The organism is Rhodococcus sp. 114MFTsu3.1, from assembly GCF_000383555.1.
Taxonomy (GTDB): domain Bacteria; phylum Actinomycetota; class Actinomycetes; order Mycobacteriales; family Mycobacteriaceae; genus Rhodococcoides; species Rhodococcoides fascians_E.
Genome location: NZ_KB911545.1, coordinates 455,161 through 470,679, shown reverse-complemented (window position 1 = coordinate 470,679; position 15,519 = coordinate 455,161). Strand labels below are relative to the sequence as shown.

General features: G+C 64.5%; 15 protein-coding genes and 1 riboswitch. Of the genes, 1 reads left to right on the top strand and 14 read right to left on the bottom strand.

The features are described from left to right. The first annotated feature begins 11 nt into the window (after positions 1-11). The gene (locus H292_RS0105195; RefSeq protein ID WP_020110709.1) at positions 12-1,226 is read left to right on the top strand and encodes a hypothetical protein; all 1,215 of its coding nucleotides are present in this window, start codon (positions 12-14) and stop codon (positions 1,224-1,226) included. Between the two features lie 54 nt (positions 1,227-1,280). Here the strand turns inward: H292_RS0105195 and H292_RS27655 are convergent, their stop codons facing one another. The 14 genes from H292_RS27655 to H292_RS0105130 all read right to left on the bottom strand — a co-directional run bounded on the left by H292_RS27655 (position 1,281) and on the right by H292_RS0105130 (position 15,518). Then, a complete protein-coding gene (locus H292_RS27655) occupies positions 1,281-2,363 on the bottom strand; it encodes a peptidase C39 family protein (RefSeq protein WP_020110708.1) in 1,083 nt (360 codons plus the stop codon). Further along, positions 2,360-2,980, bottom strand: coding sequence for an RraA family protein (locus H292_RS0105185; RefSeq protein ID WP_020110707.1), 621 nt, complete (start codon positions 2,978-2,980; stop codon positions 2,360-2,362). Before H292_RS0105185 ends, H292_RS27655 begins: the two co-directional genes overlap by 4 nt. Continuing rightward, positions 2,977-4,320, bottom strand: coding sequence for a M20/M25/M40 family metallo-hydrolase (locus H292_RS26800; RefSeq protein ID WP_020110706.1), 1,344 nt, complete (start codon positions 4,318-4,320; stop codon positions 2,977-2,979). The genes H292_RS0105185 and H292_RS26800 overlap by 4 nt, the downstream gene beginning before the upstream one ends. After that, a complete protein-coding gene (locus tag H292_RS0105175; RefSeq protein ID WP_020110705.1) occupies positions 4,317-5,279 on the bottom strand; it encodes a PhnD/SsuA/transferrin family substrate-binding protein in 963 nt (320 codons plus the stop codon). The genes H292_RS26800 and H292_RS0105175 overlap by 4 nt, the downstream gene beginning before the upstream one ends. Beyond that, complete coding sequence (locus H292_RS0105170) at positions 5,276-6,163, bottom strand: ABC transporter permease (RefSeq protein WP_020110704.1); 888 nt, start codon at positions 6,161-6,163, stop codon at positions 5,276-5,278. Before H292_RS0105170 ends, H292_RS0105175 begins: the two co-directional genes overlap by 4 nt. Beyond that, positions 6,164-7,171 carry an ABC transporter permease gene (locus H292_RS0105165; RefSeq protein WP_230620960.1) on the bottom strand — a complete coding sequence of 336 codons (1,008 nt, stop codon included), beginning with the start codon at positions 7,169-7,171 and terminating at the stop codon, positions 6,164-6,166. Further along, positions 7,164-8,756, bottom strand: coding sequence for a peptide ABC transporter substrate-binding protein (locus H292_RS0105160; protein WP_020110702.1), 1,593 nt, complete (start codon positions 8,754-8,756; stop codon positions 7,164-7,166). Before H292_RS0105160 ends, H292_RS0105165 begins: the two co-directional genes overlap by 8 nt. A gap of 59 nt (positions 8,757-8,815) precedes the next feature. After that, positions 8,816-10,429 carry an ABC transporter ATP-binding protein gene (locus H292_RS0105155; RefSeq protein WP_051127725.1) on the bottom strand — a complete coding sequence of 538 codons (1,614 nt, stop codon included), beginning with the start codon at positions 10,427-10,429 and terminating at the stop codon, positions 8,816-8,818. Positions 10,430-10,437: 8 nt separating this feature from the next. Then, positions 10,438-10,550: riboswitch (SAM riboswitch) on the bottom strand. Positions 10,551-10,739: 189 nt separating this feature from the next. After that, positions 10,740-12,275 (bottom strand): copper resistance CopC/CopD family protein, encoded by a 1,536-nt coding sequence (locus H292_RS0105150; protein WP_020110700.1) that lies wholly within the window; start codon positions 12,273-12,275, stop codon positions 10,740-10,742. Next, positions 12,259-12,954, bottom strand: coding sequence for a YcnI family copper-binding membrane protein (locus H292_RS0105145; protein WP_020110699.1), 696 nt, complete (start codon positions 12,952-12,954; stop codon positions 12,259-12,261). The genes H292_RS0105150 and H292_RS0105145 overlap by 17 nt, the downstream gene beginning before the upstream one ends. Positions 12,955-12,968: 14 nt before the next feature. After that, positions 12,969-13,610 carry a MetQ/NlpA family ABC transporter substrate-binding protein gene (locus H292_RS26795; RefSeq protein ID WP_269210581.1) on the bottom strand — a complete coding sequence of 214 codons (642 nt, stop codon included), beginning with the start codon at positions 13,608-13,610 and terminating at the stop codon, positions 12,969-12,971. Between the two features lie 12 nt (positions 13,611-13,622). After that, positions 13,623-13,865, bottom strand: coding sequence for a hypothetical protein (locus H292_RS28520; RefSeq protein WP_020110697.1), 243 nt, complete (start codon positions 13,863-13,865; stop codon positions 13,623-13,625). Beyond that, positions 13,862-14,692 carry an ABC transporter permease gene (locus H292_RS0105135; protein ID WP_019663905.1) on the bottom strand — a complete coding sequence of 277 codons (831 nt, stop codon included), beginning with the start codon at positions 14,690-14,692 and terminating at the stop codon, positions 13,862-13,864. The genes H292_RS28520 and H292_RS0105135 overlap by 4 nt, the downstream gene beginning before the upstream one ends. Next, a complete protein-coding gene (locus H292_RS0105130) occupies positions 14,673-15,518 on the bottom strand; it encodes an ABC transporter ATP-binding protein (protein WP_019663906.1) in 846 nt (281 codons plus the stop codon). The genes H292_RS0105135 and H292_RS0105130 overlap by 20 nt, the downstream gene beginning before the upstream one ends. Position 15,519: the final 1 nt, after the last annotated feature.

The window sequence follows — 15,519 nt, the reverse complement described above, 5'->3', positions numbered from 1 at the left end:
CCATAGCGGTCATGACGACGGTAATCACACGTAGCGCTCCACCCGCTCTCGATTCCGACGAGTTGCGTTCCATCATCGAGGAAATCGCAGCCGACGCGAAACGTCGACGCGACGGCGAGGACGGACCGCCGTTCGTGGCCATCGACCTGATCCGTGAGCACCGATTGGGTGCGGTGCGCCTTCCGGTGGAGGAGGGTGGAGCCGGATACACGCTCCGAGAACTGTTCACACTGTTGATTCGTCTGGCGGAGGCCGACCCCGATGTTCCGCACATCATCCGTATTCATCTCGGTTTCGTCGAGGAACGTCGACGCACACCCGATCGTGTGTCCGGGGAGTTCTGGCTCGACAAGGTGCGTGACGGACTGCTCATCGGCGGCGCGAACAGTGAACTGACCTCTCGCGCAGTCGGTGTCTACACCTACGACACCACGCTGACGCCGGACGGAGACGGTTATCGCCTGGACGGCACCAAGTTCTACAGCACCGGAAGCCTCTTCTCCGACTACCTGCGTGTGTCCGCGAACGATTCGGAAGGAAAACAGGTTTCGGCTGTGGTCCCTGCCCACCGCGAGGGCATCGAGCACGTGAACGACTGGGACGGAATCGGTCAGCGCCACACCGGTAGCGGCACGACGCGGTTCGTCAACGTGAGAGTCGAGAAGTCGGAGTTGTTGCCGTTCCAGTGGTCCGAGCACTCGGTGCGTCCGCGGCAGGCGTTCCCTCAGTTGCTGCTGCATGCCGTCGGTGCGGGAATTCTGCGCTCCGTGGTGTCCGACGCGTCGGAACTGGTGCGCGGACGCGCTCGCTCCTACACCTTCGCGGCAGCGGAGGAGCCGCGCCACGACCCGCAACTGTTGCAGATCATCGGATCACTGTCGGCCGCAGCGTATGCCGCGGAGGCGATCGTGTTGACGGCGTCGGATGCACAGGACATCGCGTCGGCGGCGTTCCTGGCGTCCGGAGAACCGGACGAGAAGCTCGAGCACGACGCAGCCCTCGCCGCAGCGAAAGCCAAGATTTCCGTCGAGGGTCTGGCATTGAACGCCGCAACCGAGCTGTTCGGCGTCGGCGGCGCGTCCGCGACCCGGCAGAGCGCGCACCTGGATCGGCACTGGCGCAATCTCCGTACCTTGTTCTCGCACAACCCAACCGTGTACAAGGCACGGACCGTCGGGGACTTCGTGGTCAACGACGCCGCACTACCGTCGGTCGGTTTCTTCTGATCGCTCGACAGGGTGGAGATGCATGGGCTGTGCATCTCCACCCGATCGACGGGGTTACCGATCGAAGGCGAGGATGGCGCGGTAACGAGGCGATCCCCACCACGCGAGCTCGTCGAGTGTCTCGACCGGAACCGGGTGGTTGTGCAGGTCCACCCAGGTTTCGCCGACCTCGACGGCGGTCGAGGAATCCTGCACCAGGAAAGCCCCGTCGTGGAAGCCGTGGACGACGATCCAGTGCGGTCCATGCCTGCCGCGCTGGTAGTGGGAGTCGATCAGCGGTATCAGAATCTTGCCCGACTCGGCCAGCTCACGGATGAAGTCCGCAGAGATGTCCTGCACGACGGTCTCGACTCCGAGCTCGGCTGCTTCGTCGGCGAACTGACCGGAGACGAAACGTCGCAGCTCGCGGTCCTCCTTCGAGCGAGAGGTGTCGGTCCGCTCGGGGTCTTCGTCGGTCAGGTACAGCGTCGGGACGTACCCTCGCCTCGCCGCAGCAACCGCAAGCCCGTAGGGCATGGTGCCGCCGCTCGCGGTCCCTTCGCGCCACAGGCCCAGCTCACGGGTGCGATCGAGGCCCTCCCCCGCACCGAGCAAGTCGAACGTCACCATCAACGACACAGGCCCACAGGTGAATCCTGTGGTCTGACGGTAGTACGGCGGCTCGACGGGATCGGCCAAGGCGACACGCCACTTCACCAATCCGACCGGAACGGCACCGTAATCTGTTATGTCATCGGCGAGTTCGTCGACGACGGGCCGTACCGGGTTGATCGGCTCCCGCAAGGACTCGTAGCCGAGTGCCTTCACCTGCGCGACCAGCGGACTTTCCTGTGGTAGTTGCCATTTGACAGCCACCGCAGTACGCGCGAATGCGTACTCCTCCAAGGCTGCCACCAGTTCGGCGAGCACCGGCTCACCCAGCCAGGCGCCCACCACCTTCACGTACGCTGCGTGCGGACGGTTGACGACGAGCAACAAACCCTGAAGTGCGCCGTCGGCGATCGCGGTGACGGTGTGCGCTTCCTGAACACCGCCGTAGATCTCGGCCTCGGCCACGAACTCGGCAGGCAATCCGTCGATTTTCGCCAGGGCTTCGACCGGCCGTGTGTCGAGCAAGGTCACCTCGATCTGCGTCATCGGACCACCGCCGTGAACTCCTCGGTGATACGTGCTTTGACAGCGGGCTCACGGGCTTCGCGCTCGGCGAGATCGGCGACGACGGCAGGTGCCTCGTCCTGGGTCAGGACGGCGATACCGTCACTATCACCGAAGACGATGTCGCCGGTGGCGATCACTGCGCCGCCCGCGTCTACGGGCTGTCCGACCGATCCTTCGCCGCCGATTCGGCGCGTGGTGCGCGGACTGACCGACCGGTAGTAGACCGGCAGTCCCGACGCTGCGATCTCGTCGAAGTCGGTGATCGCGCCGTTGATGACAATGCCGTTCGCTCCCGACACGGCGATGCGGTGCGCGACGATGCCGCCGATCGAAGCACGACTTCCCGAACCCGGTTGCGAGACGACGAGAACGGTACCCGGGGTGAGCTGATCGAGCGCCTCCTTCAGGGCCGAGGCGTCGTATTCGCCGATCTGGACCGTCAGCGCGACACCCGTGAGCCTGATCGGACGCGAGATGGGATGGAGCTCGGTGACGAACCCGTGGTCACGGTGATGCCCGAGGGTGGATGTTCCCACCGTCGTGAGGTGCCGGAAGGTTGTCTCGTCGATCTCCGGTCGTCGTGTCTGGGTGCTCATTCCCTCTCTCCTTCAGTTGATTCCACCACTAGAAACTTCTTCAGCGACTGTTCGAGGGCTGCGGTGGTGAGTCGGATCGATTCGACGTCGACGCGTTCGTCGTCACCGTGGAATCGGCTACGGAACGACGCCATGTCGACCTCCCGGGAGTACAGACCGAATCCGTAGACGATCGAGCCGGCGGCCCGTAGGTGGCGTCCGTCGGTACCACCGGGCATGATCATCGGAACAAGATGCGCGCCTGGGTAGAACTGCCTCATTGCGTCCTCGATGACGGAGTAGAACTCCGTTCGAGGGGGCGAGCTGCTCGCGGCACCGGTGAACTCCTCGATCACGTCGATGGACGACAAGAGTTCGTCCAGAACAGTTTTCAGGTGACGTTCGACGTCGTTCTCGTCCTGGCCTGGCAACAGGCGGATGTCGAGTCCGACGGTGGCGCGACCTGGTATGACGTTGCGCTTGTCCCCAGCATCGACGATGTTCGGCGAGACGGTCATATGCGTCATCGCGTGGCCGTAGCCCTTCAGATCCCCGAGTTCGCTCAGCGCGTCGTTCAGAGTCGTCGGATCGAGCAGTCGTGCGCGCAGTTGCGGAGAGAAGTCGGAGGCCTCGACGAAGGACTGCCAGTGCTCGAGAACCACAGCTTGGCCCGGTTCGTTCAGTAATCTGGTGACGGCCTCCGCGGCAATACCCGCCGCGTTGCGCGCTCCCCATGGCGTCGATCCGTGGCCGGGTCTCCCGTGGATCTCCAACCGACGCGGCGCTCCGCCTTTCTCTCCTACTGTCAGCGTGACGCCCGGCGAATCCTGCTCACTCAACACGATTCCGCCGTTCTCGGTGAGCGAGTACGTCGCCGCGATGAGTTCGGGCCGGTTCTTGGTGATCCAACCGGCTCCCCACGTACCGCCGGCTTCCTCGTCGGCCGTCGCCGCGAAGACCAGATCGCCGCGTAGCCGAATCTTGCTCTGCGCGAACGATTTGAACACCACCGCCATCGAGGCGACGAGTCCGAGCATGTCGATTGCGCCTCTGCCCCAGACGGTCCCGTCGATCAACTCACCGCCGAAGGGATCGTGGGTCCACCCCGACGGGTCGGCCGGAACCACGTCGAGATGGCCGACCAGCGCCACCGACGGAGCTCGAGGATCGGTTCCTCGTAGCCTGCCGATCAGGCTCGCACGACCTGGCGCAGGTTCGACCACCTCGAAGTCGACGCCGATGTCCCCGAAGAACTGCTGCAGCACCGCGACGTTGCGGGTCTCCTGACCCGACTCCACGGTGCCGTCGTTGACGCAGGCACTGCGAATCAGCGCCTGCAGCAGTTCGACTGTCTCGCTCACGACGCCACCACCGCGTCGATATCGGTCGGAAACAGGGCGTCGACGTCAGCGGGCGTGTCCAGCAGGCCCTGCTCGTACTGCTCGGTGAGAAAGTCGGAGATCATGGTTCTGTTCTGCTCCAATCCGTAGGGCATCCAATCGCGGCCGAACACCCGCTCGGTGGTGCGGAGTTCGTCGACCAACCACGGGGTGACGTCGGCGAGTTTGTTGTGACGCAGGATGCTGAGACGCTTCGAGTCCTCGATGGCGCGTACGACGGCCAGGACGGTGTCCGGCGATTCGTCGAGCAGCGCCGTCCGCGCGGCCAGAACGTGAATGCCGGGCACGTACCCGACCCGCAGGTAGTACGCGGTTTCGGCCGCTCGGACATCCGGGAGCAGCGGGCGCAGCAGCGAGTCCGCAGCATCGAAACCCGGCGGCATGAACGGGGTCATCACAGCGTCCAGGCTCTTGTCCGACAAGCCGCCGACCAGCGTGTCACCGTGGTCGAGGTGCTGCACGTGCGGGCCGGGGCGTGTGGGCCCGATCCTGTCGTGGGCTGGGTGGGCTGGGGTCAAAGGGCCTACGCGCCAGTCGATGTCCTCCAGAGCTACGCCTTCGTCCCGTACCAATGCGCGGGTCCAGGTGTTACCACTGTCCGGCCATCCGGTCAGGCCCACGGTGGCCCCGCGCAACTGTGTGAGCGAGTGCAACGGCGAGTCGCTGCGAGTGATGATGCATCGATGTCGAAACCCTTGCATGACGAACACCGGTAGTGCGGTCACCGAGTGGTCCCCGCGGGCTCGGTGTTGGACGTACTGGCTGAACGAGGTCTCGGCAACGTCGATCCGTGGTTCGGCGTAGATGTTCGGGGTGCTGTCCCGACGTTCGAAGTGCAGGTCGACTCCTTCGGCCGTGACGTCTCCCAGCGCGAGTGGCAGCAGGTGGTCCCAGTGCCGCGCGACGAATGTCAGCGTCATGCCGCCCCTCGATCCGAGGTTGTCGCCTGTCTGATGGACTCACCCAGCACGACGAATCCGGCCACCGCGAGAGTCAGCACTCCAGCGGGGTACACCAGCAGGTGCGGTGCGGCCTGGAAGTAGTTCTGTGCTGCCGACAATTGCAGACCCCACGACTGCGCCGGAGGTTGCAGGCCGATTCCGAGGTAGGTCAGCGTCGCCTCGGCGGAGATGACTGCGCCGATCTGCAGTGTCGCCAGGACTATGACCGGGCCGACGGTGTTGGGCACCACGTGGCTGACCAGTATGCGTAACGTCCCGAGACCGGACGATCGTGCAGCGACGATGAAGTGGCGGTTTCTGATCGACAACGCTTCCCCGCGGGTCACGCGCATGGCGGTGGGCCAGGCGAACACCGCGAGAACGACGCTCAACAACCAGACACTGCGCCCTTGAATGGAATTGAGTACCACGATCGCGCCGAGCAACAGTGGTAGCGCGAAGACGATCTCGGACAGTCGCGAGACGAAGGCGTCGACGAGCCCGCCGAAGTAACCGGCCGCAATCCCCAGGACCACAGCAACGACGGACGTCAGCAGGGTCACCGTCACTCCGACGACGATCGATGCACGAGCGCCGTGCACGACACTGGCGAACAGGTCGCACCCCTGCACGGTGAACCCGAACGGATGTCCGGTGGACCAGTCGGGAGCGCCCCTGCTCAGTGACAGTTCGCACACACGCGGGTCCCCGTGACCGAAGAGTCCGGCGATCGGGCCGGGGAGTACTGCGATGAGGAGGAAGAAGGCAACGATCGGAGCGCCGATCCAGAAGCCGGGGCTGCGTTTCAGGCTCGTCCAGACTCGTCCGGTCTCGATGTCTTCCCCGGGTGGAAGTTGGATCATTTACTTGTCCTGTCGAATACGTGGGTCGAGCAGGTGATGCGCGATCTCGACGACGATGTTGACCGCGACTGCGACCAGCACCAATGCCGACACGATCCCGACCACCACGGTTCCCTGTTGTGAGCTGATTCCGGTGAACAGTTCGCCGCCGACACCGGGAAGATTGAAGATGCCCTCGACCACCACCGATCCGCCCAGTAGGCCACCGAGATCGAGACCCAGGTAGGTCACTACGGGCACGAGGGCATTGCGCAGGATGTGACGCACCGTCAGTCGTCTGGTCGAGATGCCCTTGGCACGAGCAGTTCTGACGAAATCCGCCGACCGCGTCGACAACACACTCGACCGAGTCAGACGCGCAACCGGCCCGAATCCCAGTGTGGCCAGGCAGATTGCAGGCAGCAGGTACGACGTCGGCCAGCCCTCGGAAATTCCGGCCACCGGGAGGATGCCCCAGGACACCCCGACGATCGACTGCACGAAGAAGGCCAACACGAACGTGGGAACCGCGAGCGTCAGTACCGTCGCCGCCAGTACCGCTTTGTCCAGCAGACCGCCAGGTCGCAGCGCGGCGAGCGTGCCCGCGGTGACACCGACGATCAGTTCCAGGACCCACGCTGTCAGAGCAAGTTTGATCGTTACCGGCCAGGCACGCGCGAGAATGGTTCCGACGTCCTCACCGCCGACGGTGGTACCGAAGTCTCCGCGAGCGATACCCGAGACATAGCTCCAGTACTGCACCAGCAGTGGATCGTCGAGATGGTATTTGGCGCGGATGGCCGACTCGACGGCGTCGGTCAGTACTGCGTCGCCGATCAGTGCTTGCACCGGATCACCAGGGAGGGCGAACACCGCGACGAACACTATGAGTGACGTGCCGATCAGAATCAGCAGGGCCTGGCCTAGCCGCGCCGCAATCCGTCGTGCAGTTCGTGTCTTCGTGGCGCCCGCGGTGGAGGCGGACCGAGGCTGTTCTCGGTCCGCCACCGCGAGTGCCTGCTCAGGCAACGGTCACCGTGGTGAACGGGCTCTTGTTGAACGGATCCTCGGTGTAGCCCTCTACGTTGTCCGCGACTGCGACCGCCCGCCCGGCACTCCACAGCGGAATGTTCGGAAGCTCGTCGAGCAGGATGTCCTTGGCCTGGTCGTAGAACTGGGTCGATTCCTCGTTGGTCGCCGCCGCCGCCTGATCCAGCAATGCGTCGAATTCGGGGTTCGAATAGCCGTTGTAGTTGGTGCCGCCTCCGGTCCGGTATGCATTGCCCAGCAACGCGAACGGCGACGGGTAGGCAACAGGGGTGTTGAGCGACACCGGGTTGGGGACTTGCCTGCCCCGAAGTGCAGCATGGGTGTTCTCCGACGGAATGAATTCCAGGGTCACATCGGTCAGACCCAGCACCGTCGCCCACTGGTTGAGGACGGCCTCACTCCACTCGTCGCGTCCGGTGCCGGTCACGACCGTGATCTTCACCTGGCCGTCGATACCGCCTGCTTCGTCCCACAGCTGCTTCGCGCGTTCAGGGTCGTAGTCGAGGTTGGTCGAGTCGGTGTCGGCACGGTAGCCGTTCCCGGACGGCGCACTGAAATCGGTCAATGGCTGGGTCGACGAGTCGAGGAGCGCGTCGATGATGCCCTGACGGTCGATCGCCAGCGACAGTGCTCGGCGGATTCGCGGATCCGCGTAGGCCGGGCTCCAGGTCGGCACCCCGAGGTAGGTGAAGTTGGAGCTGGCTGACTGGACGAACTTGTCGCCGAGGGTTGCCTTCGCGCTTTCCACGTCCTGCTGCAGCAGTGCGGTCACGTCGACTGCACCGGCCTGGAAATCGCGGTAGGCGACGTCGTATCCGGTGTAGATCTTGAAGGTGACGCCGCCGTTCTCGGCTTTCTCACCGCCATACTCGTCGTAGCGGACGGTTTTGATCTCCGGTCCACCTGTCCACGGCTCGCTGATCTCGTAGGGGCCGTTGCCGATCGGCTTCGTCGCGAAGGCTTCGAGATCATCCAGCGCTGCTGCCGGCAGAGGATAGAACGCCGGTTGGCCGATCTGGTACAGGAACTGGCTCTGTGGTTTGGTCAACGTGACGGTGAGGCTCAGCGGCCCGGTGACCTCGACGCCGGACAGGGAGTCGGCGGTCGGTGCGCCTTCGTCGGGGTTGAGCGCGTCGTAGCCTTCGATGCCTGCGAGCTGCGAGCTGCCGACCCAGGCGTTGGCTGGGTCTGCTGTGGTGTTCCATCCTCGCGAGAAGGACTCGGCGTCGACGACCTCGCCGTTCTGGAAGGTCCATCCGTCCTTCAGCGTGATGTCCCAGACCTTCTGATCCTCGGTCTCGATCGAGTCGGCAACGAGGTTGACCGGTTCCCCGGTGTCGCTGTCGTACTTCACGAGTCCGGAGAACAAGGTCTCGGAGACCGACAGTGCGAAGTACCCGCCTGAATTCCCGGGCACGATGGATGTCGGTTTCTGCGTCGCGACGCGGAGGATGTTGTCCGACGGCTCGCCGGACGCCTCACTGGACGAACCTCCGCCGCAGGCGGTCAGTACTACTGCTGCGACAGCGAGCAGAGCACTGCCGATCAGGGGTGTGCGTTTCATTAGTTCTTTCCATTCGACTTGCCCGAACCTGGTCAGGTTCGGTTGTGCACCGTTGTGTTTCAGACTTCGATCGGCACGCGAAGACTCGGAACGGCACCGAGCAGTTCTCGGGTGTAATCGTGTTGCGGGTTGTCGAACACCGTTGTTGTCGAGCCGTATTCGACGATCTTCCCTTTGGTCATCACGGCCACGTCGTCGGCGATCCGGCGCACGACGCCGAGGTCGTGCGAGATGAACAGGTACGTCAACCCCAGATCTGTCTGCAGTGTCTGCAGCAGGTCGAGCACCTGCGCCTGGACCAGGACGTCGAGCGCGGAAACCGGTTCGTCGCAGACGATCAGCTCGGGTTCGGCGGCGAGCGCACGGGCGATGGCGACGCGTTGGCGTTGCCCACCGGAGAGTTCACTCGGTCGCCTGCGCAACGTGGCCGCCGCAAGTCCCACAAGGTCGAGCAGCTCGGCTGCACGGGCCTTGCGGGAGGATCGATCACCGATACCGAACGCAGACAGGGGCTCTCTCAAGATTCGGTCGACGGTGTACGTGGGGTCGAGCGAGGCGTACGGGTCCTGAAAGATCGGCTGGACGCGCCTGCGAAACGCACGAAGTTCGCGCCCCTTCAACGACGCGACATCGGTGCCTTCGAAGAATACGCGGCCCGCACTCGGGGTGTTCAGACCGAGGCACGACCACGCTGTCGTGCTCTTTCCCGAGCCGGATTCCCCGACGAGTGCCAGCGTCTTGCCTCGCTCGAGAACGAAGGACACGTCGTCCACCGCGGGTACTCCGCCGAAGCTCTTGGACAGGTTTCTCACTTCGAGCACGATCGACGCCTCAGCCGGGGTCGCGGCTTCTCGAACCGGCCGCGCCGAGGGGACGGATGCCATTAGCGCCCGGGTGTAGTCGTGTTCGGGTTGGCCGAATACCGCAGCTGCAGTGCCGGATTCGACGACACGGCCGTGACGCATCACGACGATTCGATCGGCGCGTTCGGCGGCGAGCGCAAGGTCGTGCGTGACGAGAAGAATCGCGGCACCGGAACCGGCGACGACCTCGGCCAGGTTGTCGAGGATGCGCCGTTGCACGGTGACGTCGAGCGCTGAAGTGGGCTCGTCGGCAATCAACAGTGCGGGCGAATTCACCGACGCCATGGCGATCAACGCGCGCTGACGCATACCGCCCGAGAATTGGTGCGGATACTTCCGGCGCTCGGCACCGGGAAGGCCTGCACGAGTGAAGGCCGACGCAGTCTCGTCGTGCACCTCTGCGCGCGGCAGGCGCCTGTGCGCCCGCACGGCCTCGTCGACCTGGTGTCCAATTCGTAGCACCGGATCCAGGTTGGACATCGGGTCCTGGGGCACGAGGCCGATGCGGCGTCCTCTGATCGTTCGCCAGTCGTTCTCTTTCCAGCTCGTGGTGTCCGAACCGTCCACACGAATGGTGCCGGAGGTGACGGACGCGGAACTGGGGAGCAGCCCGAGGATGGCCGATACGAGAGTGGACTTGCCGGACCCCGATTCTCCGACCACAGCGACCACTTCGCTCGGTCCGATCTGCAGGTCCACGCCGTCGACGGCGACGTGCTTGTTCTTGCCCGATCCGAACTCGACGACCAACCCGGCGATGTCGACGATGGAATTCGATTCGGGTACTGCACTTTCCGACACTGGCTGCATCCTTCGCTTCTCAACGCTTGCTCGCTTCGGTTTGAAGCGAGCCAGGTTTTGCTCGGAAGCACCCCGCCGCTGAACGAGGGTTGCTGTCCACCAGCCGAGCCATACGGTGGATCTCTGAACCGAGTTCGAAGATAGCGACTTACTGATGAGTTGTTTAATTTACATACCTATGACTATTGCCACTATCCAGTAACCACGGACGAGGTGGACCCGTCGTGACCTGCGCAAACGACCCACCGGCCGAACCATCTCATTTCGGACATCGGCTCACGTCGGAATCAGACTGAACGAATATATTGACAAACTCGGGTTACATCGCGTCGTAGAAGAACGATGCGACTTTGGGGCCGTCCAGGCCTGAGAATCGGATGGAAACCTTCCACTCCCCCGGCGCTGGGACGACCAGGTGCTCGCTGCGCCAGATGGTTCGGTCACCGTCGTGCACAGGTTCGGTGAGTTCGACGGGCAATCGGGCGACGTTGGCGTCCACCGAGGACAGGTCGGCGCTGACGCCGACGTCGGAAGCCCCCGCACCTTCGTACGTGACGGTGAGCTGCTGGGGTCCTCGCCTGATCGAGTCGATTCCGATGTCGAGGACATCCGAGGAACCGAAGTCGAGGGTGGTGGCGATGTTCGTCGTGTACACGTCCTTGGCCGGCGTGTGCGAGGACAGGATCGAGGTCAGGGCCAGAACCGTCACGGCCACTGCGGTTTCCACGAGAAGGGTCCGGCGTCGGAATCGTCGGTACGCCAGATGTCCGAGGCCGACGACGAACGCGGCTGCGAGAACTTTGGCCAGCAACACTGCTCCGTACGACGTCCTCCACAGCGCCGGCAGCGGCTGGACCTGCAGCAGCGACAGACCGAGGCCCGCAACGACCACGAGTCCGACGTGCACCGTCGCGGTGCGGTGCCATCGCTGCAGTCGGGGTGCCGCACGCAGTACGAGCAGCATCACCGCGAGGCCGCCCAGCCACACCGTCATGCCGTAGACGTGCAGGAGCGTCGCCAGGAACGCCCACGGCCATCCTCCGGCAGAGCCGCCGTGGCCGCTGAGAGTCACGGCGAGAATCGCCGCGCCGGCGTACACGAGACCGAACACGATCGGGGTGCGCCCGATTCCGGCCGCAACCATCGACAATCCCACTGCCACAAGCAAGGCCGAACCGTGCGGCGTGACGAGCACAGTACCGAGTCCGGCGGTCGAGATCTCTCGTGCTCCCCCGGATTGTTGCGCGACGAGTACGAACAGTCTGCCTGCCAGTCCGAGAGCCAGTGCGAGCGCACCGATTCGGTACACCACCCGAAAACGGGTCGTACCCACCGCTGATCTCCACACGAGCAACGAGGACAGCAGAACACCCGCAGTGGCCACCAAGCCCAGATAGGCAAGGGTTTTGGCCGGGTAGTTCAGGTATTGTTCGACGCCACCGCCGGACTCCCCTGCGTCGAATTTTCCCTGCTGAGTCACCGATCCGACGGTGAACTGGATCGACAACGACACCACGTGTGTGTCGGCCGAGACGACGCGAGCCGTGGCCAGGTACGCACCGTCCTGGACGGTGACGGCGGGGACGAGGACGATCCGGCGTTGACCGTCGTCCACGCGTACGTCGGAGAAGTCGAATGTCTTTCCGTCCCCGTCAATCAGCTGCGCCGACCCCTCGATGAGGGTGACGGGTTCGTTCAGCTGCAGAGTCAGCTCGCTCGGGGCGTCGTCGACGTGCGTTCCGGTGGTCGGAGTCGTCGAGATCAGACTTGCGTGTGCGGACGCGGTCCCGCTGCCGAGCAGTAGCCCGGCGGCGAGCACCACGAGCACGATGCCGAGGTCACGAACCCGCGCCACGACCCCGCCGCACCACCAGTCCCAACCCGGCGATCGCGGCTACGGCGAGCACCAGGCTCACCACCGAGACGGTCGGCCACACCCAGGTGGTGCCATCGGTTTCGGTGTCCTCGTGCCGGGCCGACGCGGTGTCCCCGTGTCCGTCGCCGTGGCTGTGCGCGTCCGACGCCGCCACCAACGCGACCTCGGGTGCGGGGTGCTCGGGTTCGCTGGCGTCGTCGACGGCGACCTCGTTCCAGGACACGACCGAGCCGTCCGAGTAGGCCTGGTCCGACGGCAGTGCGATGGAGTCGACGTCGTCCGGCCACGGTCCGCCGGAGAACGAGAAGTCACGGAATTCGTCGACGCCGTATCCGCCTGCGGGGTCGGTGACCGTCCAGCTGATCCTGGCGACGCGGCCGGTGTCGCCACCTTCACGCTCCACGGTCGCCGTCCACCCGGGGACGGGAAGGGTGCGCGCCGATGTCAGGTCGACGCCGTCCGGCAGCGTCACTGTCAGCCGGACGGTCGACGCCGTGGCCGATTCTCCCGGCACGATCAGTCGGACGATGCCGTAGCCGCCCTGGGGGACCGGATCGCCGTCCGTCCGTACGTGTGCTGCCGCGGGTGCCGCGAACGCGAGGAGTGCCACCGCTGCCGTCGTCGTGACGGCACCTGCCCGGCGCAAGGAATGGGTCATCGTCTTCTCTCTCGTCAGTTGGTGTGTGCGGCAGTCACAGGGATGTTCGCGCCGTGGTATTTCGATTCGAGGAACTGTGCGGTTTCGGGGCTTTCGAGCGCGTGCGTCAGTTCGAGCACCCGTTCGTCGCCTGCGAGACGGGACGGGGCGACGACGACGTGCGCGTACGGGTTCTCGGGTCCTGGTTCGACGGCGAGTGCGTCGGTCGCCGGGTCGAGTCCGATGGACTCTGCCTGCTTCGGGGTCAGGACGACGGCGTCGTAGTTGTCGTACAACCCGTCGACGAATTCGCCGTACTCGAGCGGTAGCAGGGACAGGTGCCGCAGCGAGTCCACCACGTTCGCTTCCGTGACGGTCAGGTCCTGCACGGTGGTGCCGCCGAAGGGTCGGTCCAGCTGCGTCAGGCCGGCGCTTTGCAGCAAGTAGAGTCCGCGGGCGAAGCCGGTCGCGGTGTTCGGCAGGACCACCTTGGAGCCGTGCGGCAGGCTACTACCGGTGACCTGGTCCTCGACGAGGTCGACGTTCAGCCAGTCGGCAGTGTCGGCGAGGTCCTTCCATGTCGACGAGTACAGCCCGTAGGGAACGACATTGACCTTGGATACGATGCTCAGCGCGTCCAGGCCGTTCTCCTGCTGGTCCGCCTCGAACGCCGGAATGTGCTGGTAGTACTACAGATCTCCCTCCCCGGCCGCCACCTTGGAATTGGAGTGCTCGTCGGCATCGATCAGTTCGAGCCGAAGGTCGGGTAGCAGAGTGTCGGCCGCGTACTGCAGGATCTCGCGGTCGTCACCGGCGCCGACGTACACCGTCAGTGTGTCGGTGCCGGCCGAACCGTCGTCGATCCGAATGTTCGAACCGCACGCGACCAGCAGCGGAATGACGAGTGCTACCAGTGTTGTTCGGTATCTCATCTACTCGTGAGTCCTCGTTGCCATCCGGTCACCTTCCACTCGACGCCGGTCATGACGGCGTTGACCAGAATGCCGATCAGGCCGAGAGTGAGGATGCCTGCGTACATCTGCGGAGTTTGGTAGCGGAGTGCCGCGTTGTTGATGTAGATGCCGATGCCTTGTGCACCGCCGACGAGTTCGGCCGCGACGAGCGCCGTGAACGCGTTGGCAGCGGCCAACCTGATGCCGGGGAAGATGCCGGGAATGGCGGCGGGCAGCACGACCTGGGTGAAGATGTACACCCGTCCTGCACCGAGCGTGCGTGCTGCATTCAGCAGGATCCGTTCGACGCTCGACACTGCGCCGACGGCGGTGATGAAGATCGGCCAGAAGCACGCCCAGAAGACGATGGCGATCTTCGATTCCTCACCGATGCCGAGGAAGACGACGAACACCGGCAGCAACGCCAGCAGCGACAGGTTGCGGAAGAACAGCAGCACCGGCTCGGTGAGCTTCTGGAAGATCTTCACCGAGCCGACGAGGATGCCGAGCGCGATACCCCCTACCAACGCGAACGCGAACCCGACGAGTGCGCGCTGCACGCTCGGCCAGATCTCCGACGTCAGGGTGCCGTCGACCAGGCCGTCGACGAACGCCGAGAACACGTCGAGCGGCTTGGACAGGTAGAGGTCGGAGACGTAACCGAAATCGACGACAGCCCACCAGACGACGAGAAATCCGACCAGTCCGATCGCGCCGTAGACGAACCGGTCGTACTTGTCGAGGAAGGGATTTCTTCCTTTGGGAGGCGTCGTCACCTCCTCCTGCTCATCGAGCGCCGAGGACATTGTTCACCTCGTCTTCCAGGACTCGGGCGACGCGGGAGCGAACGTGCACGAACTCCTCGGAGCTGCGGATCGCATTGTCGCGGTGGCGTGGCAGATCGACGTCGATGATGTCCTTCACCCGGCCGGGAGATTTGGTCATGACGGCGATGCGGTCGGACAGGAAGACCGCCTCGTCGATCGAGTGGGTCACGAACAGGACCGTCTTCTTCTTCTCGCCCGACTCCCAGATGCGCAGTAGCTCGCCCTGCAGGAATTCACGGGTTTGCGCGTCGAGGGCCGCGAACGGTTCGTCGAACACGAGTATCTCCGGTTCGTACGCGAGCACGCGGGCGATCGCGACGCGCTGACGCATACCTCCGGACAGCTGGTGGGGCAGCCGGTCGGCGGCGGATTCGAGCCCGACGGTCTTCAGTACTTCCGCCGCACGCGCCCTTCTCTCGGCCTTGGGCACACCGCGGATCTTCAGGCCGACCTCGACGTTCTTCTGCGCGGTCAGCCACGGGAACAGTGCGTATCCCTGGAAGACGACGCCCACGTTCTTGTCGACGCCGTCGACGCGCTTGCCGTCGATCAGGACGGCGCCACCGTTGTAGGACTCCAGGCCGGCAAGGATGTTGAGGTACGTCGACTTTCCGCATCCACTCGGTCCGAGCAGGGACACGAATTCGCCGCTCTCGATCCGTAGGTCGAAACCGTCGAGCACGGTCGTGGTCCCACGCCGTGTCCCCGGCGTGGGGTACAGCTTGACCACCCGCTTGGCTTCGATCTTGGCGTGTGTTGTGTTGTTCGTCGCGCTGCGTGCGCCGTCGAGCAGTTGTTGACTCATG

Coding starts and splice junctions, on each gene's coding strand:
- H292_RS28520 (WP_020110697.1), bottom strand. CDS start 13,865: ATGAGATACCGAACAACACTGGTAGCACTCGTCATTCCGCTGCTGGTC.
- H292_RS0105130 (WP_019663906.1), bottom strand. CDS start 15,518: ATGAGTCAACAACTGCTCGACGGCGCACGCAGCGCGACGAACAACACA.
- H292_RS0105170 (WP_020110704.1), bottom strand. CDS start 6,163: ATGATCCAACTTCCACCCGGGGAAGACATCGAGACCGGACGAGTCTGG.
- H292_RS0105155 (WP_051127725.1), bottom strand. CDS start 10,429: ATGCAGCCAGTGTCGGAAAGTGCAGTACCCGAATCGAATTCCATCGTC.
- H292_RS0105195 (WP_020110709.1), top strand. CDS start 12: ATGACGACGGTAATCACACGTAGCGCTCCACCCGCTCTCGATTCCGAC.
- H292_RS0105175 (WP_020110705.1), bottom strand. CDS start 5,279: ATGACGCTGACATTCGTCGCGCGGCACTGGGACCACCTGCTGCCACTC.
- H292_RS27655 (WP_020110708.1), bottom strand. CDS start 2,363: ATGACGCAGATCGAGGTGACCTTGCTCGACACACGGCCGGTCGAAGCC.
- H292_RS0105135 (WP_019663905.1), bottom strand. CDS start 14,692: ATGTCCTCGGCGCTCGATGAGCAGGAGGAGGTGACGACGCCTCCCAAA.
- H292_RS0105185 (WP_020110707.1), bottom strand. CDS start 2,980: ATGAGCACCCAGACACGACGACCGGAGATCGACGAGACAACCTTCCGG.
- H292_RS0105145 (WP_020110699.1), bottom strand. CDS start 12,954: ATGACCCATTCCTTGCGCCGGGCAGGTGCCGTCACGACGACGGCAGCG.
- H292_RS0105160 (WP_020110702.1), bottom strand. CDS start 8,756: ATGAAACGCACACCCCTGATCGGCAGTGCTCTGCTCGCTGTCGCAGCA.